Annotated in this window: 28 protein-coding genes; 20 read left to right on the top strand and 8 right to left on the bottom strand. The window is 53.1% G+C overall.

The window, feature by feature from the left end; genetic code table 11:
• Positions 1-274: 274 nt before the first annotated feature.
• The 7 genes from MUG06_RS14385 (at position 275) to ruvX (ending at position 5,980) form a co-directional block, all read left to right on the top strand.
• Positions 275-1,672: a sugar porter family MFS transporter gene (locus MUG06_RS14385; protein ID WP_243079007.1), complete on the top strand. Its 1,398-nt coding sequence runs from the start codon at positions 275-277 to the stop codon at positions 1,670-1,672.
• Between the two features lie 84 nt (positions 1,673-1,756).
• Positions 1,757-2,269 (top strand): SprT family zinc-dependent metalloprotease, encoded by a 513-nt coding sequence (locus tag MUG06_RS14380; protein ID WP_215845659.1) that lies wholly within the window; start codon positions 1,757-1,759, stop codon positions 2,267-2,269.
• 77 nt (positions 2,270-2,346) lie between these two features.
• Positions 2,347-3,054 carry a deoxyribonuclease I gene (gene endA / locus MUG06_RS14375; RefSeq protein ID WP_243079006.1) on the top strand — a complete coding sequence of 236 codons (708 nt, stop codon included), beginning with the start codon at positions 2,347-2,349 and terminating at the stop codon, positions 3,052-3,054.
• 75 nt (positions 3,055-3,129) lie between these two features.
• Entirely contained in the window at positions 3,130-3,861 is a 732-nt protein-coding gene (gene rsmE / locus MUG06_RS14370) for a 16S rRNA (uracil(1498)-N(3))-methyltransferase (protein ID WP_243079005.1), read from the top strand.
• A gap of 106 nt (positions 3,862-3,967) precedes the next feature.
• On the top strand, positions 3,968-4,912 hold the full coding sequence (gene gshB, locus MUG06_RS14365; protein ID WP_243079004.1) for a glutathione synthase: 945 nt from the start codon (positions 3,968-3,970) through the stop codon (positions 4,910-4,912).
• Positions 4,913-4,997: 85 nt separating this feature from the next.
• The gene (locus MUG06_RS14360) at positions 4,998-5,561 is read left to right on the top strand and encodes a YqgE/AlgH family protein (protein ID WP_215845657.1); all 564 of its coding nucleotides are present in this window, start codon (positions 4,998-5,000) and stop codon (positions 5,559-5,561) included.
• A complete protein-coding gene (gene ruvX / locus MUG06_RS14355; RefSeq protein ID WP_215845656.1) occupies positions 5,561-5,980 on the top strand; it encodes a Holliday junction resolvase RuvX in 420 nt (139 codons plus the stop codon). The genes MUG06_RS14360 and ruvX overlap by 1 nt, the downstream gene beginning before the upstream one ends.
• Positions 5,981-6,053: 73 nt before the next feature.
• Here ruvX and MUG06_RS14350 read toward each other — a convergent pair whose 3' ends face one another.
• Positions 6,054-7,058 carry a type IV pilus twitching motility protein PilT gene (locus MUG06_RS14350; protein WP_243079003.1) on the bottom strand — a complete coding sequence of 335 codons (1,005 nt, stop codon included), beginning with the start codon at positions 7,056-7,058 and terminating at the stop codon, positions 6,054-6,056.
• A 14-nt stretch (positions 7,059-7,072) separates the two neighbouring features.
• Here MUG06_RS14350 and MUG06_RS14345 point away from each other — a divergent pair, with 14 nt between their 5' ends.
• From MUG06_RS14345 to hemW, 4 genes are read left to right on the top strand one after another with little or no spacing between them, the layout of a single operon-like run.
• Positions 7,073-7,780 carry a YggS family pyridoxal phosphate-dependent enzyme gene (locus MUG06_RS14345; RefSeq protein ID WP_243079002.1) on the top strand — a complete coding sequence of 236 codons (708 nt, stop codon included), beginning with the start codon at positions 7,073-7,075 and terminating at the stop codon, positions 7,778-7,780.
• A 12-nt stretch (positions 7,781-7,792) separates the two neighbouring features.
• On the top strand, positions 7,793-8,347 hold the full coding sequence (locus MUG06_RS14340) for a YggT family protein (protein ID WP_215845654.1): 555 nt from the start codon (positions 7,793-7,795) through the stop codon (positions 8,345-8,347).
• Between the two features lie 20 nt (positions 8,348-8,367).
• Positions 8,368-8,961 carry an XTP/dITP diphosphatase gene (locus tag MUG06_RS14335; protein ID WP_215845653.1) on the top strand — a complete coding sequence of 198 codons (594 nt, stop codon included), beginning with the start codon at positions 8,368-8,370 and terminating at the stop codon, positions 8,959-8,961.
• Positions 8,954-10,093 carry a radical SAM family heme chaperone HemW gene (gene hemW / locus MUG06_RS14330; protein ID WP_215845652.1) on the top strand — a complete coding sequence of 380 codons (1,140 nt, stop codon included), beginning with the start codon at positions 8,954-8,956 and terminating at the stop codon, positions 10,091-10,093. The genes MUG06_RS14335 and hemW overlap by 8 nt, the downstream gene beginning before the upstream one ends.
• Positions 10,094-10,147: 54 nt before the next feature.
• Here the strand turns inward: hemW and MUG06_RS14325 are convergent, their stop codons facing one another.
• The 3 genes from MUG06_RS14325 to trmB all read right to left on the bottom strand — a co-directional run bounded on the left by MUG06_RS14325 (position 10,148) and on the right by trmB (position 12,070).
• Positions 10,148-10,864 (bottom strand): DUF2884 domain-containing protein, encoded by a 717-nt coding sequence (locus tag MUG06_RS14325; protein ID WP_215845651.1) that lies wholly within the window; start codon positions 10,862-10,864, stop codon positions 10,148-10,150.
• Between the two features lie 160 nt (positions 10,865-11,024).
• Entirely contained in the window at positions 11,025-11,351 is a 327-nt protein-coding gene (locus tag MUG06_RS14320; RefSeq protein ID WP_215845650.1) for a YggL family protein, read from the bottom strand.
• On the bottom strand, positions 11,351-12,070 hold the full coding sequence (gene trmB / locus MUG06_RS14315; RefSeq protein WP_243079001.1) for a tRNA (guanosine(46)-N7)-methyltransferase TrmB: 720 nt from the start codon (positions 12,068-12,070) through the stop codon (positions 11,351-11,353). The genes MUG06_RS14320 and trmB overlap by 1 nt, the downstream gene beginning before the upstream one ends.
• Positions 12,071-12,224: 154 nt before the next feature.
• Between trmB and mutY the strand changes: the two genes are divergently transcribed.
• Genes mutY through mltC form a run of 3 tightly spaced genes read left to right on the top strand, consistent with a single transcriptional unit; the run spans position 12,225 to position 14,712 of the window.
• Entirely contained in the window at positions 12,225-13,310 is a 1,086-nt protein-coding gene (gene mutY, locus MUG06_RS14310) for an A/G-specific adenine glycosylase (protein ID WP_243079000.1), read from the top strand.
• On the top strand, positions 13,310-13,582 hold the full coding sequence (locus MUG06_RS14305) for an oxidative damage protection protein (RefSeq protein ID WP_243078999.1): 273 nt from the start codon (positions 13,310-13,312) through the stop codon (positions 13,580-13,582). Before mutY ends, MUG06_RS14305 begins: the two co-directional genes overlap by 1 nt.
• Positions 13,583-13,635: 53 nt before the next feature.
• Entirely contained in the window at positions 13,636-14,712 is a 1,077-nt protein-coding gene (gene mltC / locus MUG06_RS14300) for a membrane-bound lytic murein transglycosylase MltC (RefSeq protein ID WP_243078998.1), read from the top strand.
• Positions 14,713-14,871: 159 nt separating this feature from the next.
• On the opposite strand, the gene MUG06_RS14295 is transcribed toward mltC, so the two are convergent.
• From MUG06_RS14295 to MUG06_RS14280, 4 genes are all read right to left on the bottom strand, one after another.
• A complete protein-coding gene (locus MUG06_RS14295; protein ID WP_243078997.1) occupies positions 14,872-17,028 on the bottom strand; it encodes an ornithine decarboxylase in 2,157 nt (718 codons plus the stop codon).
• Positions 17,029-17,518: 490 nt separating this feature from the next.
• A complete protein-coding gene (locus tag MUG06_RS14290) occupies positions 17,519-18,847 on the bottom strand; it encodes an FAD-binding oxidoreductase (protein WP_243078996.1) in 1,329 nt (442 codons plus the stop codon).
• Positions 18,848-18,862: 15 nt separating this feature from the next.
• Positions 18,863-19,567 (bottom strand): SDR family NAD(P)-dependent oxidoreductase, encoded by a 705-nt coding sequence (locus tag MUG06_RS14285; RefSeq protein WP_243078995.1) that lies wholly within the window; start codon positions 19,565-19,567, stop codon positions 18,863-18,865.
• 155 nt (positions 19,568-19,722) lie between these two features.
• The gene (locus MUG06_RS14280) at positions 19,723-20,523 is read right to left on the bottom strand and encodes an IclR family transcriptional regulator (RefSeq protein ID WP_243078994.1); all 801 of its coding nucleotides are present in this window, start codon (positions 20,521-20,523) and stop codon (positions 19,723-19,725) included.
• A 241-nt stretch (positions 20,524-20,764) separates the two neighbouring features.
• On the opposite strand from MUG06_RS14280, the gene MUG06_RS14275 reads away from it, so the two are divergent.
• The 6 genes from MUG06_RS14275 to MUG06_RS14250 all read left to right on the top strand — a co-directional run bounded on the left by MUG06_RS14275 (position 20,765) and on the right by MUG06_RS14250 (position 26,438).
• The gene (locus tag MUG06_RS14275; RefSeq protein WP_243078993.1) at positions 20,765-21,589 is read left to right on the top strand and encodes a transporter substrate-binding domain-containing protein; all 825 of its coding nucleotides are present in this window, start codon (positions 20,765-20,767) and stop codon (positions 21,587-21,589) included.
• Between the two features lie 9 nt (positions 21,590-21,598).
• Positions 21,599-22,309, top strand: a complete 711-nt coding sequence (locus MUG06_RS14270) for an amino acid ABC transporter permease (RefSeq protein WP_243078992.1) — start codon at positions 21,599-21,601, stop codon at positions 22,307-22,309.
• Positions 22,310-22,311: 2 nt separating this feature from the next.
• Positions 22,312-23,118, top strand: coding sequence for an amino acid ABC transporter permease (locus MUG06_RS14265; protein WP_243078991.1), 807 nt, complete (start codon positions 22,312-22,314; stop codon positions 23,116-23,118).
• Positions 23,115-23,864: an amino acid ABC transporter ATP-binding protein gene (locus MUG06_RS14260; RefSeq protein WP_243078990.1), complete on the top strand. Its 750-nt coding sequence runs from the start codon at positions 23,115-23,117 to the stop codon at positions 23,862-23,864. Before MUG06_RS14265 ends, MUG06_RS14260 begins: the two co-directional genes overlap by 4 nt.
• A gap of 17 nt (positions 23,865-23,881) precedes the next feature.
• The gene (locus tag MUG06_RS14255; protein ID WP_243078989.1) at positions 23,882-25,192 is read left to right on the top strand and encodes an FAD-binding oxidoreductase; all 1,311 of its coding nucleotides are present in this window, start codon (positions 23,882-23,884) and stop codon (positions 25,190-25,192) included.
• Positions 25,193-25,454: 262 nt separating this feature from the next.
• The gene (locus MUG06_RS14250; RefSeq protein WP_215845642.1) at positions 25,455-26,438 is read left to right on the top strand and encodes an MDR family oxidoreductase; all 984 of its coding nucleotides are present in this window, start codon (positions 25,455-25,457) and stop codon (positions 26,436-26,438) included.
• Positions 26,439-26,498 lie beyond the last annotated feature (60 nt).

Raw genomic sequence — 26,498 nt, 5'->3', positions numbered from 1 at the left:
TTAGTTATCTGCAATTTAGGAATTAAACGGCGTAGTTATTGTAATAAAAATGCGTTATTTTCAGCGTCATCTGATTGCCGATAATAAGAGCATTGTCAGAAACTTAAAGAGTGCTATACCTCTCTGGTTACTTGACCTTTCCGGGTTATAAATGCTGAATTTCAGGGTTTCAGCGTGTGTAAGCGATTACACTGATGTGATCGTCCTCACTTTTTTCCGGCAAAAGGTTTTTTAACATTGATAAAAACAACGATGGATAAACTTGGAGGCAACAATGCCTGGCAATACACAAAAAAGCAGAACTTCAAATAAGGCGATGACCTTATTTGTCTGCTTTCTGGCGGCTCTCGCTGGCCTGCTGTTCGGTCTGGATATCGGCGTTATTGCCGGTGCACTGCCGTTTATCGCTAAAGACTTTAACGTTACGGCACACCAACAAGAGTGGATCGTCAGTTCCATGATGTTCGGTGCGGCTGTGGGTGCTATTGGTAGCGGCTGGATGTCTTCGCGTCTGGGCCGTAAGAAAAGCCTGATGGCGGGTGCGATTCTGTTCGTTATCGGTTCTTTGTGGTCGGCAATGTCGCCGAACCCTGAAATGCTGATTTGGGCGCGCGTGCTGCTGGGCCTGGCGGTGGGCATCGCTTCTTACACTGCCCCGCTTTATCTTTCCGAAATTGCGCCAGAAAAGATTCGCGGCAGTATGATCTCGCTGTACCAGCTGATGATTACCATTGGTATTCTTGGCGCGTATTTGTCTGATACCGCATTCAGCTTTACCGGCAACTGGCGTTGGATGCTGGGTGTAATCACCATTCCAGCCCTGCTGCTGCTGATCGGCGTTTTCTTCCTGCCAAACAGCCCGCGCTGGCTGGCGGCTAAAGGTAACTTCCGCGATGCGCAGCGTGTACTGGATCGTCTGCGTGACACCAGCGAGCAAGCAAAGCGTGAACTGGATGAAATCCGTGAAAGCCTGAAAATCAAGCAATCTGGCTGGGGTCTGTTTAAAGAAAACAGCAACTTCCGTCGTGCGGTGTTCCTCGGCATTCTGTTACAGGTGATGCAACAGTTCACCGGTATGAACGTCATCATGTATTACGCACCGAAAATCTTTGAGATTGCGGGTTTCTCTAACACCACTGAGCAGATGTGGGGCACAGTGATTGTGGGTCTGGTCAATGTGCTGGCGACCTTCATCGCGATTGGTCTGGTGGATCGTTGGGGCCGTAAGCCAACGCTGATTCTGGGCTTTATGGTGATGGCGGCAGGCATGGGCATTTTGGGTACGATGCTGCATATTGGCATTGATTCTCAGGGCGCGCAGTACTTCGCCATTGGCATGCTGCTGATGTTTATCGTTGGTTTTGCAATGTCTGCCGGTCCGCTGATCTGGGTACTGTGTTCTGAAATTCAACCGCTGAAAGGCCGCGATTTCGGTATCACCGTGTCCACCACCACCAACTGGATTGCGAACATGATTGTGGGCGCTACCTTCCTCACGATGCTGAACACCTTGGGCAACGCGTCGACCTTCTGGGTCTATGCCCTGCTGAACCTGTTCTTCATCCTGCTGACGGTAATGCTGATTCCGGAGACCAAGAACATCTCGCTGGAACACATCGAACGCAACCTGATGAAAGGCAAAAAGCTGCGTGATATTGGTTCTCAGAACTAATTAGCAAGCAACAACGGCGGGAAAGTCCCGCCGTTTTCTTTTCCAATATTGAGTTCCCGCCCGCGCCCGCTTATTCTTGGCCCCATGAAAACACCTCGTCTTCCCATCGCGCTACAGCAAGCCGTGATGCGCTCGCTGCGCCACTCGCTTGAGTTGGCTAATCAAAAATTAGCGCGCAGCTATCCCGAACCCAAACTGATTTATCAACAGCGTGGCACCGCAGCTGGCACCGCCTGGCTAGAAAAGTGGGAAATCCGTCTCAATCCCGTTTTGCTGTTAGAGAATCAACAAGCCTTTATTGATGAAGTGGTGCCGCATGAGCTGGCTCATCTGCTGGTGTGGAAACATTTTGGTCGCGTTGCGCCCCATGGCAAAGAGTGGAAATGGATGATGGAAAGCGTGCTTGGCGTGCCTGCCCAGCGTACTCACCGCTTTGAGGTGGAATCGGTGCGCAGTCGCACCTTCAACTACCGATGTCAGTGCCAGCAGCATCATCTCACTGTGCGTCGTCATAATCGCGTCGTGCGTGGAGAAAGCGAATATCGCTGCGTGAGCTGCGGCAGTCTGTTAAAGCCAGGCGACTATTTGCCATCCTGACCAGGATTCTCATTCCTCGTGATTCCTCATTCTGTTACCCTGCCGCCCTTTTTTGGCTCTACGTAGATTGTTGGAATATGTCTCGCAAAATTATTGTTGCTGTTTCGCTGTTATTTGCCCCGTTTGTTGCCAGCGCCCTAAGCCTGAATAACTATCATCAAAACAATTTCCAGCAGGCCAAAGCCTATGCGGCGCAAATCAATGCTGATGCGCCAGGAACGTTTTACTGTGGCTGTAAAATCAACTGGCAGGGGAAAAAAGGCGTCCCCGATCTCAACAGCTGTGGCTACAAGGTTCGTAAAAATGCGAATCGCGCCAAGCGGATTGAATGGGAACACGTCATGCCAGCGTGGGAGTTTGGTCATCAGCGCCAGTGTTGGCAAAACGGTGGACGCAAGAATTGCAGTAAAGATGCTGAATATCGCCGAATCGAAACCGATCTGCATAACCTGCAACCTGCGGTGGGTGAAGTAAATGGTGATCGCGGGAATCTGGCATACAGCCAATGGAACGGCGGTGAGCAGCCTTATGGACAATGCGGTATGAAAGTCGATTTCAAAAATAAGATTGCCGAGCCGCCAGCGCGCGCGCGGGGAGCTATTGCGCGGACCTATTTCTATATGCGCGATCAATATCATCTGCGCCTTTCTCGTCAGCAAACCCAGCTGTTTACCGTATGGAACAAGCTTTATCCCGTTACGCCATGGGAGTGTGAACGTGACAAACGCATCGCTCGCATACAGGGTAATCACAATCCTTATGTGCAGCAGGCTTGCCAGCGCTAAAATCCCTGCCCTAAACTAGTTGTTTCTTCTATTCCGCCGCGTAATACAGCGCGGCGTTCAGTTCTCAGGAACCTTATGCGCATACCTCGCATTTATCAGGCCGAACCGCTTAGTGTAGGCAGTGAAATTACGCTGGATGAAGACGCATCCAATCATGTAGGCCGCGTGCTGCGCATGACCAGCGGTCAACGCCTTGAACTGTTTGATGGCACTAATCTGACTTTTGCAGCAGAGATCACGCATGTTGATAAAAAGCGTGTAAAAGTAACTGTTTTAGAGAGCCAATCCGATGATCGTGAATCACCGCTGTTTATGCATTTGGGCCAAGTGATGTCACGCGGTGAAAAGATGGAATTCACCATTCAGAAATCGATTGAGCTCGGCGTTAATGTCATTACGCCCTTGTTTTCCGAACGCTGCGGCGTAAAGCTGGATGCTGAAAGGCTGGCGAAGAAGATTCAGCAGTGGCAGAAAATTGCGATTGCGGCTTGCGAGCAGTGTGGCCGCAACCGCGTGCCGGAAATTCGCGAAGCCATGACGCTGGAAGCCTGGTGTGCAGAAGCAGACGAAGGATTGAAACTTAACCTTCATCCACGCGCCAGCCACAGCATCAACACGTTGCCGCAACCGGTTAAGCGAGTACGCTTGTTGATTGGCCCAGAAGGCGGCCTTTCCGCAGAAGAGATCGCAATGACAGCGCAACACGATTTTACTGACATTCTGCTTGGCCCACGGGTGTTACGCACCGAAACAACCGCGCTGACGGCCATTACGGCACTTCAGGTGAGGTTTGGTGACCTGGGTTAAGCGATAATTTCTAAGACGCACGCAGCACACACGGCGTCCTGACTGTTCAGCCCAACGCTGACGCATGGAACGAGACGGTAAATGCCGCCTCATTGAGGAGATAATAATGATTAAGCTTGGCATCGTGATGGACCCCATCTCGTCCATCAACATTAAAAAAGACACCAGCTTCGCCATGTTGCTGGAAGCACAGCGTCGTGGTTATGAAATTCACTACATGGAGATGGGCGATCTCTCGCTGCGTGGCGGCGTCTCCTATGCTCGCACGCGTCTGCTGAGCGTCGACCAAAACTATGACAAGTGGTATGAGTTCGGCAGCGAGCAAGAGATTGAACTCTCTGAGCTGAATGTTGTACTGATGCGTAAAGATCCGCCGTTTGATACGGAATTCATTTACGCGACCTATATTCTGGAGCGCGCAGAAGAGTTGGGTACGCTGATCGTGAACAAGCCGCAAAGCCTGCGTGACTGTAACGAAAAGCTGTATACCGCATGGTTTGCGGAGTTCACGCCAGATACGCTGGTAACTCGCAATAAAGAGAAGCTGCGCGCGTTCTGGCAAGAGCACGGTGACATCATCATGAAGCCGCTGGATGGCATGGGTGGCGCGTCAATTTTCCGTGTGAAAAAAGATGATCCTAACTTTTCAGTGATTGTTGAAGCCCTGACTAACCACGGAAGTTACTTCTGCATGGCACAAAACTTTATCCCGGCGATTAAAGAAGGCGACAAACGCGTTCTGGTCATCGACGGTGAGCCTGTGCCTTATTGCCTGGCGCGCATCCCACAAGGGGGTGAAACCCGCGGTAATCTCGCCGCTGGCGGACGTGGCGAAGCGCGTCCGTTAAGCGAAAGCGATTGGGAAATTGCCCGTCGCGTGGGTCCAACGCTGAAAGCAAAAGGGCTGATTTTTGTAGGCTTGGACATCATCGGTGATAAACTGACTGAAGTGAACGTGACCAGCCCAACATGCGTGCGTGAAATTGAAGCAGCATTCCCGATCTCCATCACCGGCATGTTGATGGATGCTATCGAGAAGCGTCTGGGCTGAGCATGACGTCGGAGCTCTGCTCCGTGATCAACCCAACACCGGCGCGGCAACTGCGCGCCGGTTATTTTTGGTACATCGAGTGAGAATGAATTTACAGCATCATTTTTTGATTGCCATGCCTTCGCTGCAAGACCCTTTCTTTAAACGTTCTGTGGTTTACGTGTGTGAACACAATGAAGAAGGGGCGATGGGACTGATCGTCAACAAGCCCATGGAAAACCTGACGGTGGAAGGCATTCTTAAAAAGCTCAAGATCTCTTCTGAAGATCGCGATCCTGCTATCAAGCTGGACAAACCGGTGTTTACCGGCGGTCCGTTAGCGGAAGATCGCGGCTTTATCCTGCACTCTGCACAACGCATTTTTACCTCCAGTATTCGCATCTCTGATACCACCATCATCACCACCTCGCGTGATGTGCTGGAAGCGATTGGTACACAATCACAGCCAGAAAACGTGTTGGTAGCACTGGGTTACTGTGCCTGGGAAAAAGACCAATTGGAGAACGAACTCATGGAGAATGCCTGGCTGACCACGCCCGCCAACAGCAATATTTTGTTTAAAACGCCCATTTCTGAGCGATGGCGTGAAGCAGCGCGCAGTATTGGCGTTGATATTCACAACATGGCCAGCGACGCCGGACACGCCTGATGTCAAATCAAACACTGTTAGGTTTTGATTTCGGCACCAAGAGCATTGGCGTGGCGATAGGTCAGCAACTCACCGGTAGCGCCCGCCCGCTCGCAGCGCTTAAAGCGCAGGATGGCACGCCAGACTGGCTACAAATCGAAAAGCTGTTGAAAGAGTGGCAGCCCGATTTTGTGGTTGTCGGATTGCCGCTGAATATGGACGGCACCGAGCAAGAGTTAACCGCGCGAGCACGTAAGTTTGCTAATCGGCTGCATGGCCGCTTTGGCGTTCGTGTTGAGCTGCAAGATGAACGTCTGAGTACGGTAGAAGCACGTGCTGGCTTGTTTGAACGCGGCGGTTATCGTGCGCTAAACAAAGGTTCAGTCGATTCGCAATCAGCGGCGATCATTCTGCAAGACTGGTTTGAAACGCACTACTAAGCACGTTATTCATCATCACCTAACTTATCCATGACCCGCACCCCGCGCTTACTAAGCAATGAAGCGCGGCACGTCACGGTGTGTCCTTAATGAGCCCTTCCGCCTTTCGTGCCAGTAAACTCTGCTCAAAGGTCTGCATACCCGCTTGCGCGCCGGTTTGGAGAACACCAGGAATTTGATGCATCTTGCCTTCCCTGATTAAATTCGCCACTGCGGGCGTTGCTATCAGGACCTCAAACAAGCCAATGCGTTGACCTTCGAGTGAGGGCACTAATCGCTGAGCGATCACCGCTTTAAGACTGCCCGCCAGTTGCGTACGCACCAGATTTTTCTCCTCAGCGGAAAAGAGATCGACCAACCGATCAACCGCCTGAGCAGCGCCGCGCGTATGCAACGTTGCCAGCACCAGATGCCCAGTCTCTGCTGCTGTCAGCGCCTGTCGAATCGTGTCGCTGTCGCGCAGTTCGCCCAATAAAATCACATCAGGATCTTCGCGTAGTGCCGCTTTAATCCCCTGGTTAAAAGCAGTGCAATGCACACCAATTTCTCGCTGCTGGATCAGTGATTGCTGGCTGTTATGAATAAACTCAATGGGATCTTCTAGCGTGATGATGTGCCGCGCCTGCTGTCTGTTGAGCGCATCGACCATCGCTGCCAGCGTAGTGGATTTGCCGCTGCCGGTCGCGCCAGTGATCAAAATCAGTCCCTCCTCTTTTTCCAACAGCAAGGGCACAATAGCGGGTAAGCGCAAGCTCGCCAGCGTTGGACACTGGTTGGCAATAGTGCGTAATGCCAAAGACAAGCCTTGCCGCTGGCGGAAGAGATTGGCACGCAGTCGCTGTCCACCCGGCAAACTCAAGGCGAAATCAAGCTGACCTTCGGCTTCAAGCTGCCGCCGCTGCGGATCGTCCAGCCATTGCTCAATAAACGTATCCATCCACGCCGCGCTGACTTTCGGCCAGTCGGGTATCGCTTCCAACCTGCCCTGCCGTCGCCAGTAAGGCAAATGTCCGCTGCAAAGGTGCAGATCGGCGGCGTTATGCTTTACACTAAGGCCCACCATTTCATCCAGATCCATAATTTCTCCTGACTATGACCTCAATCCAGCACAACCTACAGCAAGTGCGGCAGCGTATCGCTGCCGCTGCCGCGCGTTGCGGCAGAGCGCCAGAAGAAATCACCTTACTTGCAGTAAGCAAAACTAAACCTGCGAGCGCCGTCGAAGAAGCCGCCGCAGCCGGACAAATTCCCTTTGGGGAAAATTACGTGCAGGAAGGGGTTGAAAAGGTTCAGGCACTGGCCGCACATCCTCATTTGGAATGGCACTTCATTGGTCCGTTGCAGTCCAATAAAAGTCGTTTGGTGGCGGAAAACTTTGCCTGGTGTCATACCGTTGATCGCCAGCGTATTGCGCAGCGCCTGAATGACCAGCGTCCGTTAACGTTGCCGCCGCTTAATGTGTTAATTCAGGTAAATATCAGTGACGAGAACAGCAAATCTGGCATCATGCTGGAGGCCCTTTCCGAGCTGGCGCAGCAAATAGCAGAATTGCCGCAGCTGCGATTGCGTGGATTAATGGCCATTCCCGCACCAGAAAGTGATTACGATCGGCAGTTGGCGGTATGCCAGCAGATGGCCGACGCGTTCCAGCAGTTGAAACAGCATTATGCCGATGTCGACACACTCTCTTTGGGGATGAGTGATGATATGGAAGCCGCTATTGCCGCAGGCAGCACCATGGTGCGCATCGGCACTGCAATCTTTGGCGCGCGAGATTACGCGAGCAAACCACAACAATAATTGAGGAACTTCATGTTAACAATGACGTTTTTAGTCAAAACGCTGATCGATCTCTACGTCATGGTGCTGCTGCTGCGCATCTGGATGCAGTGGTCCCGCTGTGATTTTTACAACCCGCTGGCGCAGTTTGTCGTCAAGATTACTCAGCCTATTATCAAGCCGTTACGCCGTATCATTCCTGCGTTAGGGCCGATTGATACCGCTTCGCTGCTGCTGGCTTTTGTGCTGACTACACTCAAATATCCGATCCTGCTATTGATTCAAGTGGGCGTATTCTCGCTTGATCCTACCAACCTGCTGGTTGGCCTGCTGTCGCTGGTGAAATCTGCCGGTTATCTGGTGTTCTGGGTCATTATCATTCGCTCTCTCATGAGCTGGATTAGCCAAGGCCGCGGCCCTGTCGATCAGGTGCTGATTCAACTGACCGAACCCTTGATGGCGCCCATTCGCCGTATTCTGCCTGCTATGGGCGGCATCGACTTCTCAGCGATGATCGTGATTCTGGTGTTGTATGCCCTGAACTTCCTCGGCATGGACCTGTTCCCAGGTCTCTGGTATTTGCTGTAATCGAATTAACTGGAACTGTTATGCAAAAAGTTGTGCTCGCTACCGGTAATCCCGGCAAAGTACGTGAACTGGCGGACCTGCTGTCCGCCTTTGGCCTGGATATCGTGGCGCAAACCGAGCTTGGCGTGGAATCCGCTGAAGAAACCGGTCTGACCTTTATCGAAAACGCCATTCTCAAAGCGCGTCATGCGGCGCAAATTACTGGTTTACCCGCCATTGCCGATGACTCGGGTTTGGCGGTAGATGCGCTTGGCGGCGCGCCGGGCATCTATTCGGCCCGCTACGCTGGCGAAGAGGCCAGCGATCAGCAGAACCTTGAGAAGCTGCTCGCAGCGATGGAAAATGTTCCCGACGATCAGCGTCAGGCGCAATTCCATTGCGTGCTGGTTTATCTACGCCATGCTGAAGATCCTACACCGCTGGTGTTTCACGGCAGTTGGGAAGGTGAAATCACGCGTGCTTCAGCGGGTGTCGGTGGCTTCGGGTACGATCCCATTTTCGCCGTTCCGGCTTTAGGTAAAACCGCCGCTGAGCTGAGCAAAGCGGAAAAAGGCGCGGTTTCTCATCGGGGTAAAGCATTGACGCTGTTGCTGGAAGCGATGCGTAATGCCTAATTTGCCGCCACTCAGTCTCTATATCCACATTCCATGGTGCGTACAGAAATGTCCCTACTGTGATTTCAATTCCCATGCGTTGAAAGATGAGATGCCGCACGTTGAGTATGTGCAGCATTTACTCAACGATCTGGATAACGATCTGCCGCTGATAAATGGACGAGAAGTCCGTACCATTTTTATCGGTGGCGGCACGCCAAGCTTGTTAAGCAGCAACGCGATGCAGATGCTGATGGATGGCGTACGTGAGCGTCTGACGCTGGCGGCTGGCGCTGAAATCACCATGGAAGCGAATCCTGGCACGGTAGAAGCCGATCGTTTCAGTGCTTACCAGCGCGCCGGTATCAACCGCATTTCCATCGGGGTGCAGAGCTTTAGCCCGCAGAAGCTTCAACGTCTGGGGCGCATTCACGGTCCAGAAGAGGCGAAGCGCGCCGCTCATCTCGCTGAAGGGCTGGGGCTGCGCAGCTTCAATCTTGATTTAATGCACGGCTTGCCTGACCAAACGCTTGAGGAAGCGCTCGACGATCTGCGTCAGGCAATTGCGCTGAATCCGCCGCATCTGTCGTGGTATCAGTTGACCATCGAGCCAAACACACTGTTTAGTTCGCGCCCGCCGGTGCTGCCCGATGACGATGCGCTGTGGGATATCTTCGAGCAGGGAGATCAACTCCTGACCGCAGCCGGTTATCAGCAATATGAAACCTCGGCTTACGCCAAACCGGGTTATCGCTGTGAACACAATCTCAATTATTGGCGTTTTGGTGATTACCTCGGTATCGGGTGCGGTGCACACGGCAAGTTAACCCAACCCGATGGCCGCATTGTGCGCACGGTGAAAACCAAGCATCCACGCGGTTTCATGAAAGGCACTTATCTGGATAAGCAGTACGAGGTTGCCGATGCCGAAAAGCCGTTCGAATTTTTCATGAATCGTTTCCGTTTGCTGGAAGCGGCACCACGCCATGAATTTTCGCTTTATACCGGCTTAGCGGAAGAGGTCATTCGTCCACAGATAGACGCAGCCATTGCGGCAGGCTATGTGATTGAGACTGAAGAGCACTGGCAGATCAGTGAGAAAGGAAAATTGTTTCTGAATTCGCTATTAGAACTGTTTTTAGCCGAAGAATAGCGGCGAAAAGAAATAATGAAGCCTCAGTCCGAACTTTCAGGCTGAGGCTTTTATTTATTTTTTCAGACCGCTAACCAAGCCCTTACGCTGATCCTCTAGCGTAATAACGCGATTACATACTTCATGGCCGAAGTTCTTGAAATCCTGCTCCTGATTGCTCCACTCAGCCTGAATTGACTGCTGAAGCCCGCCAAGATTTCCCATAATCGCCTGCAACGGATTGCTGCCGTTGACGGCCTGCTTACTGCCCATCTCGTTCAGACTGTCCTGCATCACGCCGCCTAACGTGGTTTGCACCAGTTGTTCGCCGTCTGCACGTACTTGATCAATCGCCTGATGATGGAAGGTTAAACCATCGGCACGATGTTCAATAATGCGGTTCATCTGCTGCTTCAGCTGACTATTGAGCGTAGTCAGGCGATTACGCACGTTGCTGTTCGCACCCAGTTTCTCAACAATGACGCGATCCAACGCCACGCGGCTCTTTTCAAGTCGTGACGTTGCGCCACTATCGATCCAAGGCAGATCACGGCGTAAACCATTCTGGTAATCAATTGCTTTCTGGCGGCTGGCATTATCCACTGTCACTGGCTGACCATTGAATGTTATGTCACCCTGCGGCGTGATTTCCAGATTGCCGTTAGTCCCCACCACCTGCACGCTCTGCGGCTTAATGACGACATCATCTTGAGGTTTCACGCTGCACTCATAGGCAGCCTGAGCCTGTGTTGCCGCCAGCAGCAGCGCAGCAAGAACCGTTTTACGAACCATAAACTCTCCCGATCTCACTGAAACCATAACGACAGGTCTGCCGTGCGTCGCAGCGAATTGGGTGCCGGCCAGCGCAGCGCATTCGGCGCGTACATAAATACGTGAGAATGCGAGCCCTGCACGATGCTCAAGTCGCCAGTAAGCCAGGCAGATATAGAACTTAGTCCCACCAGATATCGAAGAGTTCAGTCACTTGCACATCGTGCAGGTTGCGATCCTGTAACCATTTGCGCACCAGTTCACGGTGCTCATCGGTGCATTTACCGTCTTTCTGCAGGCAAACCAGCCCTTCCCACGCCAGATAACCACTGCCGTCAAACGCCAGACCATTTGGATCAATCGCTTCATTAATAAACTGATTCAGCGTTTCATCGATTTCAGTTTCAGACGTACCTTCGGCAAAGCGCCAGGCAACAGAAAAACCGAGTTCCTGAAATTCATCGATATGCATTTTTTTACGTAAACGGCGGCTGCGTTGTGTGGCCATTATTTCACCCTCTCAAACATTAAATCCCATACGCCATGGCCTAAACGCTGCCCGCGTTGCTCAAATTTAGTCAATGGACGCGTCTCAGGACGCGGCACGTAATCCTGACTTTCGGACTGATTCTTATAACCGTCGATGCTGTTCATGATTTCCAGCATATGAACCGCGTAGGCTTCCCAGTCAGTCGCCATGTGGAACACGCCGCCCAGCTTCAGCTTACGCATAACCAGCTCGGCAAACGGCACTTGTACAATGCGACGCTTGTTGTGGCGCGCTTTGTGCCATGGATCGGGGAAAAAAAGTTGCACCATACGCAGCGAATTATCTGGGATCATTTTCTCCAGCACTTCCACCGCGTCATGGCACATCACGCGCAGATTCTCTACGCCCGCCTCTTTTGCTGCACCCAGACATGCGCCTACGCCCGGCGCATGAACTTCTATACCCAGGAAGTTCTGATGTGGTGTGTTTTGCGCCATAGTCACCAGAGAAGCGCCCATGCCAAAACCAATTTCCAGGGTAATCGGTGCTTCACGACCAAAGAGTTGCAGCAGATCGATGGGCTCCGGCTGGTATTCCACGCCCATCTCCGGCCAGTAATTATCGAGCGCCATCTGCTGGCCTTTGGTCAGGCGGCCCTGGCGGCGTACAAAACTGCGAATGCGGCGCAATGGGCGTCCATTCTCATCAAATTCTGGGGTGATGACGTCATTAATCATGTCGAAGCCTGCTGGTTAGCCTGTTCTGGGAAACGGGCATTATGCAAAGTTCATAAGCAGAAGCAAGCCTTTGCCATCTTCCGGTTTACACTCAGATGCGCATGTGCTGGAATTCCTGCCTGAGTGTAGAGTAACCACGGAAAATTTCCTTCTTATGATGCAAGCGCCGCAGTTCGCGCAACAGGTGCTGGATTGGTATCAGCGCTTTGGCCGCAAAACCCTGCCGTGGCAGCTGGAGAAAACACCTTATAAGGTGTGGCTGTCCGAAGTGATGTTACAGCAAACCCAGGTTGCTACTGTTATTCCCTATTTCGAACGCTTTATGGCACGTTTTCCTACGGTCAGCGATTTAGCCGCTGCGCCGTTAGATGAAGTGCTGCATCTGTGGACCGGTTTAGGCTACTACGCGCGTGCGCGCAACCTGCACAAAGCGGCGAAACAGATTGTTGATGTGCACAAAGGCGTATTTCCACGCAATTTTGATGATGTCGCGGCGCTGCCTGGCGTAGGCCGTTCAACGGCAGGCGCGGTGTTGTCGTTGTCGCTTGGGCAACATTTCCCCATCCTCGATGGCAACGTGAAGCGTGTGCTGGCACGGTGCTACGCGGTGGCGGGATGGCCGGGCAAAAAAGAGGTCGAAAAGCGCTTATGGCAGATCAGCGAAACCGTTACGCCTGCTGAAGGCGTCAGTGAGTTCAATCAGGCGATGATGGATCTCGGCGCCATCGTTTGCACCCGCTCAAAACCGAAATGCGAAATTTGTCCGCTTAACAGTGGTTGTATGGCTTATGCCGACAGCAGCTGGTCGAGCTATCCCGGTAAAAAGCCGAAACAAACCCTGCCAGAGCGCAGCGGCTGGTTCCTGATGATCCAGCATGGCGATGACGTCTGGCTGGAGCAGCGTCCGCCAGTGGGATTATGGGGCGGCCTGTTTTGCTTCCCGCAATTCACCACCGAAGAGGCGCTGATTGACTGGTTAATCGCACGGGGCATTCACGCAAAACCGCAGCAGCTGACCGCGTTTCGCCATACCTTTAGCCACTTCCATTTGGACATCGTGCCAATGTGGCTGGCATGGCCTTCTGTCGGGTCGGCGATGGATGAAGCGGACGGTCTCTGGTATAACTTAGCGCAGCCACCGGCAGTGGGATTAGCCGCACCTGTCGAGCGACTTTTGCATGAGTTGCGCCATCCCCAGCAACTGGCTTTGCACAGTTGTGAGATCAATGAGGAAGAATAATGAGCCGCACTATTTTTTGTACCTTTTTACAACGCGACGCTGAAGGCCAAGACTTTCAGCTCTACCCTGGCGATCTGGGTAAACGCATTTACAACGAGATTTCCAAAGAAGCCTGGCAGAAATGGATGGCCAAGCAGACCATGCTAATCAACGAGAAAAAGCTCAGCATGATGAACCCAGAAGACCGCAAAGTGCTGGAAAAGGAGATGGTTAATTTCCTGTTTGAAGGCAAAGACGTGCACATTGAAGGCTACACGCCGCCAGAAGCGTAAACATTTTTGGCCTCCTCGTTGAGGCCGTTATCCAGGTCAGGCATATATTTCCAATGAATAAAAGATTGATAGCCCTGCTGGTGATTGCACCACTTTTGGCTTCCTGCTCCGGAAAAAAACAGCAGTCTCACGAAGAATGGGTTAAAGACACCAACGGGTTTGACATTTTGATGGGGCAATTCGCCCATAACATCGAAAACATTTGGGGTATTAATGAGGTTCTGATCGCCGGACCGAAAGATTACGTCAAGTACAGCGACAACTATTACACCCGCAGTCACATCAACTTTGAAAGCGGTAGCATCACGATTGAAACCATTGCAGGCACCGATCCCATGGCCAGTTTGCGCCAGGCGATCGTTACCACGCTGTTGATTGGTGAAGATCCTGGCAACGTTGACCTCTATTCAGATGCCAACGATATCGTGATCAGCAAAGAGCCGCTGCTGTATGGTCAGGTGCTGGATAACACGGGACAGGCCATTCGCTGGCAAGGTCGCGCTGAAAACTTTGCTGACTATTTGATCCAAAATAAGCTGAAGCGCCGCACTTCGGGCCTGCATGTGATTTACTCGATCACCATTCCGATGGTGCCGAACCACCTCGACAAACGTGCGCATAAATATTTGCCGATGGTGCGCAAATCTGCTGAAGAGTATGGCGTGGATGCCTCACTGATTTTAGCGATCATGCAAACTGAATCGAGTTTTAACCCCTATGCGGTTAGCCACTCTGATGCGCTGGGTTTGATGCAGGTTGTGCAGCATACCGCCGGCGTTGATGTGTTCCGCATGAAGGGCAAATGGGGCAAACCAAGCCGCAGCTATTTGCTTGATCCCGAGAACAACATTGATGCGGGAACGGCTTATATCTCGATTCTGCAGAAGAGTTATTTAGGCGGAATTCAGGATCCGTTGTCACGTCGCTATGCGGTTATTACCGCCTATAACGGCGGTGCAGGCAGCGTATTACGGGTCTTCTCCAGTGATAAGGATCGTGCGTTCAATATTATCAATGGTATGTCGCCGAACGAGGTTTATCAGACGCTGACCAAGCAGCACCCCAGCTCTGAATCGCGTCGTTATCTGACCAAGGTGAGCACTGCGCAACGCAGCTACCGGCAGTTTTAATCACTCTTGGGCTCGAGCCCGAGAGACAACAGACGTTTCGTTCGTCAGGCCGTGGGAAAAATGAAACTGCCTAATTGCCGGGCGAACGAAACGAGCTCACCCGGTTACGGCAATAATAAAAGGCTGGCGGGCCACAACCCGCCGCAGCCCAGGCTCGTCCTAGCGGCCAGCCACCATCATATTTGCGACTAAGTATTTGTTTCCCCTGCTATCTTCTTCAGTGTAAACCCCCTGCAATTCAGGTGAGAAGCCTGGTAACAAATTCACGCCCTCTTCCAGAGCCAGGAAATAACGCTGTACCGCTCCGCCCCATACTTCACCCGGCACAACGCACAGCACGCCCGGCGGATACGGCAACGCACCTTCAGCAGCAATTCGCCCTTCGGCTTTGGCAATCGGCACCAGTTCAACGTCACCGCGAATGTACGCCTGATGCGCATCCTGCGGATTCACTTTCACCGCTGGCAGACCCTCCTCACGGAACATCATGCGCTGCAAACCTTTCACATCATGACTGACATAGAGATCATGCATCTCCTGACACAAGCGGCGTAGCGTGTATCCAGCATAACGTTTAGCATTCTTGCGATAGATAGTTGGCAGCACTTCAGCCAGTGGCACATCCTCTTTCACATGCTGCTCGAATTGTGCCAGCATCGTCACCAAATGCGCCATTTTCTCTGGGCTTTCCGCAGGCGTCAGCAGGAACAGAATTGAGTTAAGATCGCACTTTTCTGGCACGATACCATTCTCGCGCAGGTAGTTAGCCAGAATGGTTGCGGGTATGCCGAACGCTGCATATTCGCCGCTCGCTGCATCAATACCTGGCGTGGTCAGCAGTAATTTGCAGGGATCAACACGGTATTGATCGCGATCGTAACCGGCAAAACCGTGCCATTTCGCGCCAGGTTCGAAGCTAAAATAGTGCAGATCGCGAGCGATCTCTTCTGTAGGCGCATCTTGCCAGGCTTTACCTTTTACGGTTTCCGGTACGAACGGCAGAATCATTTCACAGCGCTCAAAGATCGCTTTACGCGCCTCAATACCGATCATCACGCACTCATCCCACATGCGACGACCTGCATCGCCCTGATGCATTCTGGCGTTGATATCCAGTGCGGCGAACAGCGGATAAAACGGGCTGGTCGAGGCGTGCAGCATGAACGCGTTGTTCAGGCGTTTGTGCGGACAAAAACGCTTTTGCCCACGAATATGGTTATCTTTTTTGTGAATCTGCGAGGTCTGCGAAAAGCCCGCCAGCTGCTTATGCACTGACTGCGTGACAAAAATGCCGGGATCGTTTTCGTTCAATTCCAGCGTCAGCGGTGAACACCCTTCCATTAGCGGAATAAACTGTTCGTAGCCCAGCCACGCTGAATCAAACAGGATGTAGTCGCAGAGATGGCCGATGCGATCCACCACCTGACGCGCGTTATAAACCGTACCGTCGTAAGTACCGAGCTGAATAATGGCAAGTCTAAACGGACGTGCATCGCTGGCACGCTGCGGGGCAACTTTCTGGATTTGCTGACGCAGATAATCCTCATCAAAACAGTGCGCATCAATGCCGCCGATAAAGCCAAACGGATTGCGGGCTGCCTCCAGATAAACCGGTGTAGCACCCGCCTGAATCAGCGCACCATGATGATTAGATTTGTGATTATTACGATCAAACAGCACCAAATCACCCCGCGTCAGCAGCGCGTTGGTCACCACTTTGTTGGCACTTGACGTGCCGTTCAGTACGAAATAGGTTTTATCCGCGTTAAAGACTTTGGCCGCATACTTCTGCGCGTCTTTCGCTGAGCCTTCATGAATCAGCAGGTCGCCCAGTTTTACATCGGCGTTGCACATGTCTGAACGAAATACGTTTTCGCCATAGAAATCATAAAACTGCCGTCCTGCCGGATGCTTTTTAAAGAACGCCCCGCCCTGATGTCCCGGACAGGCAAAAGTACTGTTTTGCATGTCGACATATTTGGTCAGGGTTTCAAAAAATGGCGGCAGCAGCTCAGATTCATAGGCCTGCGCAGCGGCTTCCAGCGCAGCCCACTCTTCGGGCTCGCCGTTTAATTCGCCAGTGACGCCAGGCAAATGCAGCACTTCTTCTTCAAAGGCATTGGTCACGAAGACCGGCAAATTGAAACCGGTGTGGCGTAACAGTGCCAGCACGCCACTGCGCGTATCAGCCAAAGAGACGACGACAGCCGCCACGTCGGTAAAATCAGTGTTGTCCAGCGTCACCACGTCGCGCGCGGTGTTGAGAGTCAAGTTAGGCGCCACAGCGGCGCTGGCAGCAATTTTTAGTGGTGTCATAGCACAAATCCCTAGCGTCAAGGATGAGTGGGTGCCAAAGGCACAGCAATGGGGATGATTCCCCGGCGAATAACGTCAGACGGATTAAACCGATAGACATCAGTAAAGTCAGATGAGCTCTGCCCTTACGCATGTCCAACAGCGTGCGTCAGGCTGGCCTCACCGCATGGTGAGCGAGGAGTGTGTCACTGAAATGATCGAGGGAAACAGCGCGCGCTTTCGCAGTAGCGAACGGGAACAAGTGCAAATGCGCATTGTACCGGCCATGGCGGCGTCCTCTGTAAAGATAAAAATGGGTGTCAAAAATTGGCGGTCATGATGTCACTTTTTTTAAACAGCGACAACCCGCCAGCGATAATTAATCAGTCAAAATGATAAATACACAAGCCGTTGATAAATAATATTTTATTAAAATAACTTGAGAGTAAAGCGCTTAAATATCTGCACCTTATGCAAATTTATGCATCCGCGCATAAGGTGCAGTTACGTGCTACAACCAGTGTTGCGCCCGAATCCGTTCACCGTCACTAAAGCGTGATAAGCGGAAAGGATGAGGATCTACCGAGGGCGTGCTGCCTAATACGAGATCAGCCATGAGCTGCCCAGCGCCTGGCGCAATACCAAAGCCGTGACCAGAAAATCCGGTAGCGACGTAAAGTCCTTTCACTTCCTCTACCGCAGAGATCACGGGGATCGCATCAGGCAGAGTATCGATCAAACCGCCCCAACTTTGTGCTACCGGCAAATTGGCCAGCGGCGGCAACACCTTGCCGAGAGCCTCCCGCATCCGCTGAACAATAGCTGGATCGATTTGCGGCTCCAGCACGCGAACCGCCTCATACACCGATCGCTTATCTTCCACGCCAGGCCGCCAGTTAACTAATTCATCGACAAAGCGTTTGCCTAAACGCAGCTTCAGCGCCTGGCGCTCAACCCAGTACGCCGGCATAAACAGTGGGCTGAAACGCAGCGAATCGGTCGTGATATCAGCGGTATTGGTGGCAGAACTGGCAACGGTTAACCCCCCGTCTAGCCGTTTGCGTAACGCTACGCTACCAAAACTGGCGCAAACGCCTGGATCGAAATCCACTGGCCGGGTGCGCAACACGGTAGATAAAACCTTAAGCTGCGGAAGCGTGACATCCAGCCCTTGCAGCAGCAATCGCGTCCAGGCACCACCCGCCGTGACCACTTGCTGACAGCGTATCGCGCCATGTTCAGTGATCACCGCATTGACGCGTCCATTGGTGCGTTCGATGGTGCGTACTGCACAATGTTGTTGCAGATTCAGGCCATGCTCCATTGCTTTCAACACCATCGCCGGTGCCGCTTTTTGCGGTTCTGCGCGACCATCTAGCGCGGTAAACAATCCGCCAATGAACTCGCCTTGTAACTGCGGCAGATGCTCGCGTAATTGTGATGATGAGAGTAATTCACTGTGAATATCGTGCTGTTTAGCTTCGGCAATCCAGCGTTGATGGCGCGCATATTGCGCTTCGGTACGCGTCCCATAAACGATGCCGTTACGGCGAAAGCCAGTTTCACGCCCCAGCGTGGCGTTCATGTTTTCCCATAACTGCATACTGAGATTGATCAGCGGCAATTCACGCAGATCACGGCCTGTGCGACGACACCAACCCCAGTTACGACTTGATTGTTCTGCCGCTACGGTGCCTTTTTCCAGCAGCACCACACGAGTGCCGCGCTGAACCAGCGACAGCGCCGTAGCAACGCCAATGATCCCACCTCCGACGATGACGACATCGGTTTCCGTTGGAAAGTTATCTGATGAAGCCACCGCATCAACGCCTGGACCCATGATTGACCTCGTCAGTTAGTAGCTATCTTCTACCGTCCAGTTAACGGGAATTTCGGCGATGCTGGTGGTGCTCGGCAGCTCAAGCACAGTACGCACCAGATGCGCGATATCTTCCGGCTGCGTCATTTTTTCGGCTGAGATTTCAGTGAGTGCTGTTCCCATATCGGTGGCGACAAAACCGGGACAAATCGCCGTGCAGCGGATGCTATCGACATCGCCAATTTTGCGTAATCCGTGGGCCAGCGCTAAGGCGGCAAATTTGCTCATTGAGTAGAGGCTGGAGCGCTCTGCTTTAACGCGTTTGCCCGACAGCGACACTAACATCACGATGCGTCCGGCGCCGCTGGCTTGCAGATGCGGCCAGACCAGGCGACTCAAGCGCATAGGCGATTTAACGTTGACGTCAAAAGTACGGTCAAACTCATCATCACTGGCTTCAAGGATTGAAACGGGCAACATCATACCGGCGTTGTGAACCACGGCATCGATGCGGCCAAATTTCTCGATAGTCGCGCTGACCCAGGCTTTTTCGCTGTCGGGATTAAAGGCGTCAAAAGCGCAGATCAGCTGACTTTCTGCGTCGGTAATCGGTACATCGTTTGGCGAGCGGCACCCCAAACTCACCGCCCAGCCGTTGGCCAGTAAGTTAGCGGCAATCGCTGCCCCAATACCGCGGCTGGCACCGCTGATGAGTGCGACTTTCTTGCCAGAAATAGACATGTTTTAGCTCCTGATGTTTGTTATGAGGAAGACGCTGCCTTGGGCTCGCTCTGAACGTGCATATGGCAGCATCGCCTTCCCCCGCTTCACGGGAAAAGGCCGGGATGGGGAAAAGCCAGCACAATCCTCTGAGAAAGATCATGCAAAATCCTCGCCTACATCGACGCACGTAACCGCGTATCGAGTGGACTTAGCAGCGGCTCAATTTCTGCCACTTCCTGTTTAAGCAGCGCTACATAGCGCTGACAAACGTCATCATTAAGCCGTGGGGACAAAAAAGTCAGGCCGAGCGAACCGACTACGCCCGCCCCTGCCACGCGGATTGGCACTGCGATACCGGCAATACCCGGTATCAGTTCGCCTGTATCCAACGCGTAACCCTGTTCTGCTGTCTCCGCAATCCAACGCGCTAAACGTGGCGGTGTCAGCATTGGCCAGCTCTCGAGCCGCGCCTGATTTCGCTGCAACATCTCCTGCTGCTGTTCAGTGTCGAGAAACGATAAAATCGCCAGGCTTCCCGGCCCTAATCCCAGCGGCACCGAACCGCCCACCGAGCCGGTCAGCGTTTGCATTTGATATTCACTGTCGTAGCGATCAATACAGACAGAATCATCACGATCGCGTGCCATTAACATGGCCGTTTCGCCGGTCTGCTTGCGCAATCGCTCCAGCGCTGGCTGAAACTGACGGCGCAATCCCGGGCCACGCGCAGCCTTCGCCCCGAAAATGAGTAATTTGGTGCCCAGCCGATAGCACTTGTCACCCTGAATTTTGTGCAGCAACTGATGCTCTACCAGCGAATTCAAAATGCGATGGCAAGTCACTTTATTCAGTCCCGATAATTCGCATAACGATTTCAGCGTTAAGCCTTCACTGCCCGCATCTGCGACAAAATCGAGCAGCGTGACTGCCCGATCAAGTAACTGCACGCCATTTTTTCCTGCGCTATCGCTCATCCTATCCGCCCCAATAAGTTCCATAATGTGAAACTTTTAATTATAAGATTTCAATATATGGTTTTTTGTTGACTAAATATCTATCAGATTTCATATTCGATTGACAAGTGAGTCGCACTTTTTGCCCATCTGCGAACCCTAAATTGTCTTTAAGACAACAGTGACGCAGTGCAAAAACGACGCGTATCCCTATAAAAAACATCATAAAACCTGCAAACCATCACTACCGAAGGATAAGAAAATGACAAAACATCGTATGCGTTTTCTGGCCACGTCACTGTTGCTGCTGGCTGCTCCCGCCATTACCTATGCCGACACGCTTTCTGATATCAAAAGTCGGGGTGTGCTTACCGTCGGCGTGAAAAATGATTATCCCCCTTACGGCTACATGGATAACGACGGCAAAACCGTGGGCTTTGAAATCAGCCTGGCGCGCTATATCGCCAACGAATTGTTGGGTTCACCGGACAAAGTCAAATTGGTGCCGGTCAACGCGTCGAACCGCATCCAGTTTTTAAACGCGGGTCAGATCGACATGATCATGGCCACGCTGGGCGTGACGCCTGAGCGTGCCAAAGAGATCGACTTCAGTGAAGAGTATGTCTCCGCCGCGGGCCCTTCTATCCTGGCGCGTAAAACTGCGAAATTCACCCAGTGGGAACAGCTGAAAGGCCAGAAAATCTGCGGCATTCAAGGCTCTTACTTCAATAAAACCGTGACCCAGAAGTATGGTCTGCAACTGGTGAACTTTACCGCACTGCCAGAAGCCTATCGTGCATTGCAGGACAACCGTTGCATTGCGATGGTGTTTGACGACATGACGCTGCAAAACAAAACCCATGAGGCGGGCTGGTCTGATTACAAAATTGCCGTAAAGCCCTATGAGTTCACCCCAATGGCGGGTGGCGTGCGCAAAAATGACACCGCTTTCCTGGCCGCAGTGAACAAAGCGATCGTGAAAGCCGAAGGCGAAAACAAGCTCATCGAATGGGAAAAAGCGTTCGACATGCCGAAATCGCCGTACCTTGAAAAACGTGCAGAAGCGGCTCGCACAGCGGCGAACTAAGGCCTGACTATGTTTGGACTCGACTATTCCTGGCTGCTGGATCCGGTGTATCAGCAGTGGCTATTTCAGGGGGTGATACAAACGCTGGAGCTGGCAGCGCTTTGCTCACTGCTGGCGATCCTCATTGGTCTGGCAGGCACGCTGGCGCTGACGTTAAAGCTGCCGTGGCTGGATGCCGCCATTGAGCTGTTTGTTGAGCTGTTCCGCAATACGCCGCCGCTGCTGCAAATGCTGTTCTTTTATTTCACGCTGACGCAGATCGGTTTTACGCAGGAGGATCCGCTAACCGGCTTGCAGGTGCCGCTGGTCAGCGCCTTTATGTCAGCTGCCCTTTCACTCAGCCTGTTTGGTGGCGCGTTGTGCATAGAAGCCTTTCGATCAGGATTCGATGCTATTCCTAAAGCCACGCTGGAAGCGGCGCGTTCACTCGGCTACTCGCGCTGGGGCCTGTTTCGTCATGTACAGGTTCCCATTGCATCACGCATCTGCCTGCCGCCGCTGACCAATGTGTTAACCAATCTGTTTAAAACCACCTCGCAAGCGTCGGTGATTACCGTACCGGAACTGATGTACGCCGCCGGACAGATTTATAACGACACCTTCCGCACGCTGGAAGTGATGCTGTTGGTACTGGTGATTTACGTGGTGCTGGTGAGTGCGCTGGTGTGGCTGATTGGCTGGGTTGAACGCCGCCTCGCCTACCCAGGATATGGAGGCTAAACATGGACATGCTTTACCAAAAACGCAAAACCCAGACCAAGCAGGCCTTTTTCATCCTGACGCTGCTGGGTTTGCTGTTTAGCATCTTCAACGATCCCGGCGGCGAATGGCATCAGGTTTGGCAGAAACTGCCGCTGCTGCTGACCGGATCGATGCAGGGCTGGCCGCTGAGCGGCGGCTTCGTGCTTAACATCTTTATCAGCATCGTCAGCATGGCGTTCGCCACCGTGCTCGGTCTGTTTCTTGGGCTGGCGATGATGGCGAAACGGCGCTGGTTAAGCCTGCCCGCGCGTGCGGTGATGAACTTTCTGCGTAACGCGCCGTGGTTGGTGCTGCTGTTTTCAATGCTTTATCTGCTGCCTTATCGCGTGGAATTGCTGGGTATTCACTTCACTTTTTCTCCGCTGTTCAAAGCCATTATTGGCTTGAGTTTGCCTACTGCCGCTAACTTCGCCGAAGTGATCCGTGGTGCGGTGAACTCGGTGCACAGCGGACAATGGGAGTCTGCACGCTCGTTTGGTTATAGCCAGTGGCAGATTTATCGCATCGTGATTTTACCGCAGGCGCTGCGCCGCATCATTCCCGGATGGATGAACCTGTATGCGCTGCTGGCCATTTCCACTGCGCTGGCTACCGTCACTGGCGTGCAAGAGGTCGTTACGCTGCTGCGCACCACGCTGGCAACCGAAAGCGAAAGCACGCTGGTTTATTTCTACGTCACCGTGCTGCTGATGTTCTTCTGCTATTGCTACCCGATCGCCCTGCTGGCGCGTCGACTGGAAAACAACACCAAAGGGGATGCCCTATGATCGATCGCGTTTCGTCCCTGATTGAACTGGACACCATTTATAAATCTTTCGGCAAAACCGAGGTGTTGAAAGGCATTTCGCTGGAGGTCGCCAAAGGCGAAGCGGTCTGCATTATCGGGCCGTCCGGCTCGGGTAAATCCACCATTCTGCGCTGCATAAATGGTTTGCTGCCGATTGATGAAGGCTTTGTGCGCGTGGGTGAACATCGCGTTCATGAGATCAACAGCGAAAAAGCGATGCGCCCGCTGCGTCATCAAGTGGCGATGGTGTTTCAGCAGTACAACCTTTTTCCGCATCGCACGGTACTCGACAACGTGATGATGGCACCGATGCAAGTATTGAAACATGAGCGTGAAGCGGTGCGCGAGCGCGCGATTCGTCTGCTTGAAAAAGTGCGGCTAAGCGGTAAAGAGAGCCGCTATCCCGGGGAGCTTTCAGGCGGACAGCAACAACGCGTCGCGATTGCGCGTGCGCTGGCGATGCAGCCGGAAATCATTCTGTTCGATGAAGTGACAGCCGCACTCGATCCAGAAACCGTGAAAGAGGTGCTGAATACTATTCGCGAACTGGTGGATGAAGGGCTGACCTGCCTGCTGGTGACGCACGAAATGCGTTTCGCCCGCGAAGTCTCGCATCGGGTTTGCTTTACCGATGCCGGCAAAATTGTGGAGATGGCGCCACCGGCGCAGCTCTTTGACGACCCGCAGGATGCACGCACCCGCGAGTTCCTCGGTCAGGTGTTGTAACAGTGAAGAGAGAGATCATGTCCGATCAGGCCATTTTTACTGAAGATTTCAAAACCACGCCCTATTGGTGGGACGCTGCGCCACCGGAAACCTGTCTGGATGCGCTGCCTGCCCGCGCAGACGTCGTTATAGTTGGCTCCGGCTTCGCCGGTTTAAATGCAGCCGTTGAGCTGGCGCGTCACGGAAAAAACGTGGTGCTGCTGGAGGCTAATGAACTCGGCAGCGGCGGCAGCACGCGCACCGGCGGCATGATCAGCAGCGGGCAAAAATTGGTGGTTGGCGGCGCGATAAAAGGCATTCCACCCGACCTGTTTCAGCACATGATTGCCGACTCCATCGCGTCGTTCGCGTTTATTCAGACGTTAGTGCGCAGTGAGCAGCTGGATGCTGACCTGTTTATCGGCGGACGCTACTTCGGCGCGCATACGCAGAAGCAGCTTGCCAGCCTGTATGAAATGGGCGATATCCTGCACCGCGTGACGGGCGTGACGGTACACAAAGTGGATCAGGAAAATCAGGCGGCGATCATCGGCTCACGCTTTTATCACGGCGGCATTCTGGTGGATGAATATGGCGGCGTGCATCCTGGCAAGTACAATCGGGCGCTGCGGGCGCTGGCGCGTCAGCACGGCGCGCAGCTGTTTTCACATGCGCGAGTAAAAAGTGTGAAAACAGAAGGCGGCGGCAAAGTGGTGTATACCGAACGCGGCACCGTTCAGGCCGAATCGGTGATTTTCCTGACCAACGGCTATACCGAAAAGGACGCCACGCCAAATCTGGCGAAACGCATTGTGCCGGTGAAGAGTTATCAAATTGCTACTGAGCCTTTGCCGCGAGAGTTACTGGAAAGATTGATTCCCAGCGGCAGAATGATCACCGACAGTCGCCGCGATCTCATTTATACGCGCCCTTCCCCGGACGGCACGCGCCTGCTGTTTGGGTCGCGCCCCGGCATAATGGATTGCGATGAGAAAACGGCGGCGATTCGCATTCGCCAACGCATGCTGGCGATCTGGCCAGAACTCGCACCCTATCGTATCAGCCACGCGTGGAGCGGGTTTGTAGGAATGACGCGTGATAAAACGGCTTACGCCGGTGAAATGGACAATGCGCGCTTCGCCGTGGGTTGTAACGGCAATGGCGTGGCGCTGATGAGCTGGCTGGGCTTTCGCGCCGCACAGAAACTGCTTGGCACCGAACCGCGGCCCTTATCGTTTGAACGCAGCAACTTCCGGCCTATTCCACTTTATAACGGTAAGCCATGGTTTGTTCCGCTGGTCAGCGGATGGTATCGACTGCGCGATGCAATTGATAAGGTACGAGATTAGGTTAGTTGGCGAGTTGGTGCTGGCTGTCCCCCACCTCGGTCCTCCCCCACACGTGGGGGAGGAAGATGCTGCTATATGTTAGTGAGGAAGCGGCATGTGGCAGCGTCTCCTTCCCCCGTCAAAACGGGGGAAGGTTGGGATGGGGGACAGACGACGCCTCACGTTAAAGGCGCGACGCTGAGATTAACGACGCCAATCCCTACCGAAATCCGCCATGGAAGCGTAAACTCGTTGATCTCTTTCCAAACCTGCCGGAGGCTGCATGTTTAAGGCACTGGTCATTGAAAATGACGAACAAGGTTACCGTTCACTGCTGAAAGATCTCCCCGAATCACAACTGCCCGATCAAGACGTCACACTCGACGTTAGCTACTCCACTCTGAACTACAAAGACGCCTTAGCTATCTGCAATAAAGGCCCTATCGTGCGTCAATTCCCGATGGTACCCGGCATCGATTTTGTTGGTCGTGTAACCTCAAGCCGCCATCCCGACTGGCAACACGATGACGTTGCGTTACTCACCGGTTGGGGCGTTGGAGAAAAATATTGGGGCGGGCTGGCGCAAAAAGCCAGCGTATCCGGCGACTGGTTAGTGCCGCTGCCGAGCACGCTAAGCCCTTTGCAAACCATGGCTATTGGCACCGCAGGTTTTACCGCAATGCTGTGCGTGCTGGCGCTGGAGAAACAGGGCGTTAAACCCGATCATGGCCCGGTATTGGTGACAGGTGCCAGCGGCGGCGTGGGCAGTTTCAGCGTCAACTTGCTGGCTCGACTCGGTTTTAACGTCATCGCGTCCAGCGGTCGCGCCAGCGACGAAGAGTATTTGATCACTACACTCGGCGCATCGTCGGTTATCGATCGCGCTGAACTGGCAGAGCCCGGCAAACCGCTGGCTAAAGAGCGCTGGGCGGCGGCGATTGATAGCGTCGGCAGCCATACCTTAAGCAATGTGCTAGCCGCAACTCAGCGCGACGGCGTGGTTGCCGCTTGCGGCATGGCGCAAGGTCTGGATCTGCCCACCAGCGTGGCGCCGTTTATCTTGCGCGGCGTCACCTTAGCGGGCGTTGACAGCGTAATGTGCCCTAAAGCGCTGCGCCAGCAGGCGTGGCAACGCCTTGGCGAAATCCTCGACACCACGCAGCTCAGCAAATTTACCCACGTCATTCCGTTGAGTGAAGCGCGGCAAGGCGCGCACGATCTGCTGGAAGGTAAAGTGCGCGGTCGGTTGATTGTCGATTGCCGCTGAGGCTTTGCGGTTGCCCACATATTGCTGTTAACCCTTCATAGCAATAATGGTTTCGTAAAA

The organism is Pantoea sp. MQR6, assembly GCF_022761075.1.
GTDB lineage: Bacteria > Pseudomonadota > Gammaproteobacteria > Enterobacterales > Enterobacteriaceae > Pantoea > Pantoea phytostimulans.
The sequence above is the reverse complement of the archived record's forward strand: the minus strand, read 5'-3'. Positions and strand labels throughout refer to the sequence as shown.

Bases quoted from the DNA above. Each gene is read 5' to 3' on its own strand.
- MUG06_RS14295 (WP_243078997.1), bottom strand. From the start codon at position 17,028: ATGACACCACTAAAAATTGCTGCCAGCGCCGCTGTGGCGCCTAACTTG.
- MUG06_RS14360 (WP_215845657.1), top strand. From the start codon at position 4,998: ATGAATTTACAGCATCATTTTTTGATTGCCATGCCTTCGCTGCAAGAC.
- MUG06_RS14270 (WP_243078992.1), top strand. From the start codon at position 21,599: ATGTTTGGACTCGACTATTCCTGGCTGCTGGATCCGGTGTATCAGCAG.
- MUG06_RS14325 (WP_215845651.1), bottom strand. From the start codon at position 10,864: ATGGTTCGTAAAACGGTTCTTGCTGCGCTGCTGCTGGCGGCAACACAG.
- MUG06_RS14350 (WP_243079003.1), bottom strand. From the start codon at position 7,058: ATGGATCTGGATGAAATGGTGGGCCTTAGTGTAAAGCATAACGCCGCC.
- MUG06_RS14305 (WP_243078999.1), top strand. From the start codon at position 13,310: ATGAGCCGCACTATTTTTTGTACCTTTTTACAACGCGACGCTGAAGGC.
- MUG06_RS14280 (WP_243078994.1), bottom strand. From the start codon at position 20,523: ATGAGCGATAGCGCAGGAAAAAATGGCGTGCAGTTACTTGATCGGGCA.
- rsmE (WP_243079005.1), top strand. From the start codon at position 3,130: ATGCGCATACCTCGCATTTATCAGGCCGAACCGCTTAGTGTAGGCAGT.
- MUG06_RS14285 (WP_243078995.1), bottom strand. From the start codon at position 19,567: ATGTCTATTTCTGGCAAGAAAGTCGCACTCATCAGCGGTGCCAGCCGC.
- MUG06_RS14345 (WP_243079002.1), top strand. From the start codon at position 7,073: ATGACCTCAATCCAGCACAACCTACAGCAAGTGCGGCAGCGTATCGCT.
- MUG06_RS14260 (WP_243078990.1), top strand. From the start codon at position 23,115: ATGATCGATCGCGTTTCGTCCCTGATTGAACTGGACACCATTTATAAA.
- MUG06_RS14335 (WP_215845653.1), top strand. From the start codon at position 8,368: ATGCAAAAAGTTGTGCTCGCTACCGGTAATCCCGGCAAAGTACGTGAA.
- MUG06_RS14290 (WP_243078996.1), bottom strand. From the start codon at position 18,847: ATGGGTCCAGGCGTTGATGCGGTGGCTTCATCAGATAACTTTCCAACG.
- trmB (WP_243079001.1), bottom strand. From the start codon at position 12,070: ATGATTAATGACGTCATCACCCCAGAATTTGATGAGAATGGACGCCCA.
- mltC (WP_243078998.1), top strand. From the start codon at position 13,636: ATGAATAAAAGATTGATAGCCCTGCTGGTGATTGCACCACTTTTGGCT.
- hemW (WP_215845652.1), top strand. From the start codon at position 8,954: ATGCCTAATTTGCCGCCACTCAGTCTCTATATCCACATTCCATGGTGC.
- MUG06_RS14250 (WP_215845642.1), top strand. From the start codon at position 25,455: ATGTTTAAGGCACTGGTCATTGAAAATGACGAACAAGGTTACCGTTCA.
- MUG06_RS14380 (WP_215845659.1), top strand. From the start codon at position 1,757: ATGAAAACACCTCGTCTTCCCATCGCGCTACAGCAAGCCGTGATGCGC.
- MUG06_RS14275 (WP_243078993.1), top strand. From the start codon at position 20,765: ATGACAAAACATCGTATGCGTTTTCTGGCCACGTCACTGTTGCTGCTG.
- MUG06_RS14385 (WP_243079007.1), top strand. From the start codon at position 275: ATGCCTGGCAATACACAAAAAAGCAGAACTTCAAATAAGGCGATGACC.
- gshB (WP_243079004.1), top strand. From the start codon at position 3,968: ATGATTAAGCTTGGCATCGTGATGGACCCCATCTCGTCCATCAACATT.
- endA (WP_243079006.1), top strand. From the start codon at position 2,347: ATGTCTCGCAAAATTATTGTTGCTGTTTCGCTGTTATTTGCCCCGTTT.
- MUG06_RS14265 (WP_243078991.1), top strand. From the start codon at position 22,312: ATGGACATGCTTTACCAAAAACGCAAAACCCAGACCAAGCAGGCCTTT.
- MUG06_RS14320 (WP_215845650.1), bottom strand. From the start codon at position 11,351: ATGGCCACACAACGCAGCCGCCGTTTACGTAAAAAAATGCATATCGAT.
- mutY (WP_243079000.1), top strand. From the start codon at position 12,225: ATGATGCAAGCGCCGCAGTTCGCGCAACAGGTGCTGGATTGGTATCAG.
- MUG06_RS14340 (WP_215845654.1), top strand. From the start codon at position 7,793: ATGTTAACAATGACGTTTTTAGTCAAAACGCTGATCGATCTCTACGTC.
- ruvX (WP_215845656.1), top strand. From the start codon at position 5,561: ATGTCAAATCAAACACTGTTAGGTTTTGATTTCGGCACCAAGAGCATT.
- MUG06_RS14255 (WP_243078989.1), top strand. From the start codon at position 23,882: ATGTCCGATCAGGCCATTTTTACTGAAGATTTCAAAACCACGCCCTAT.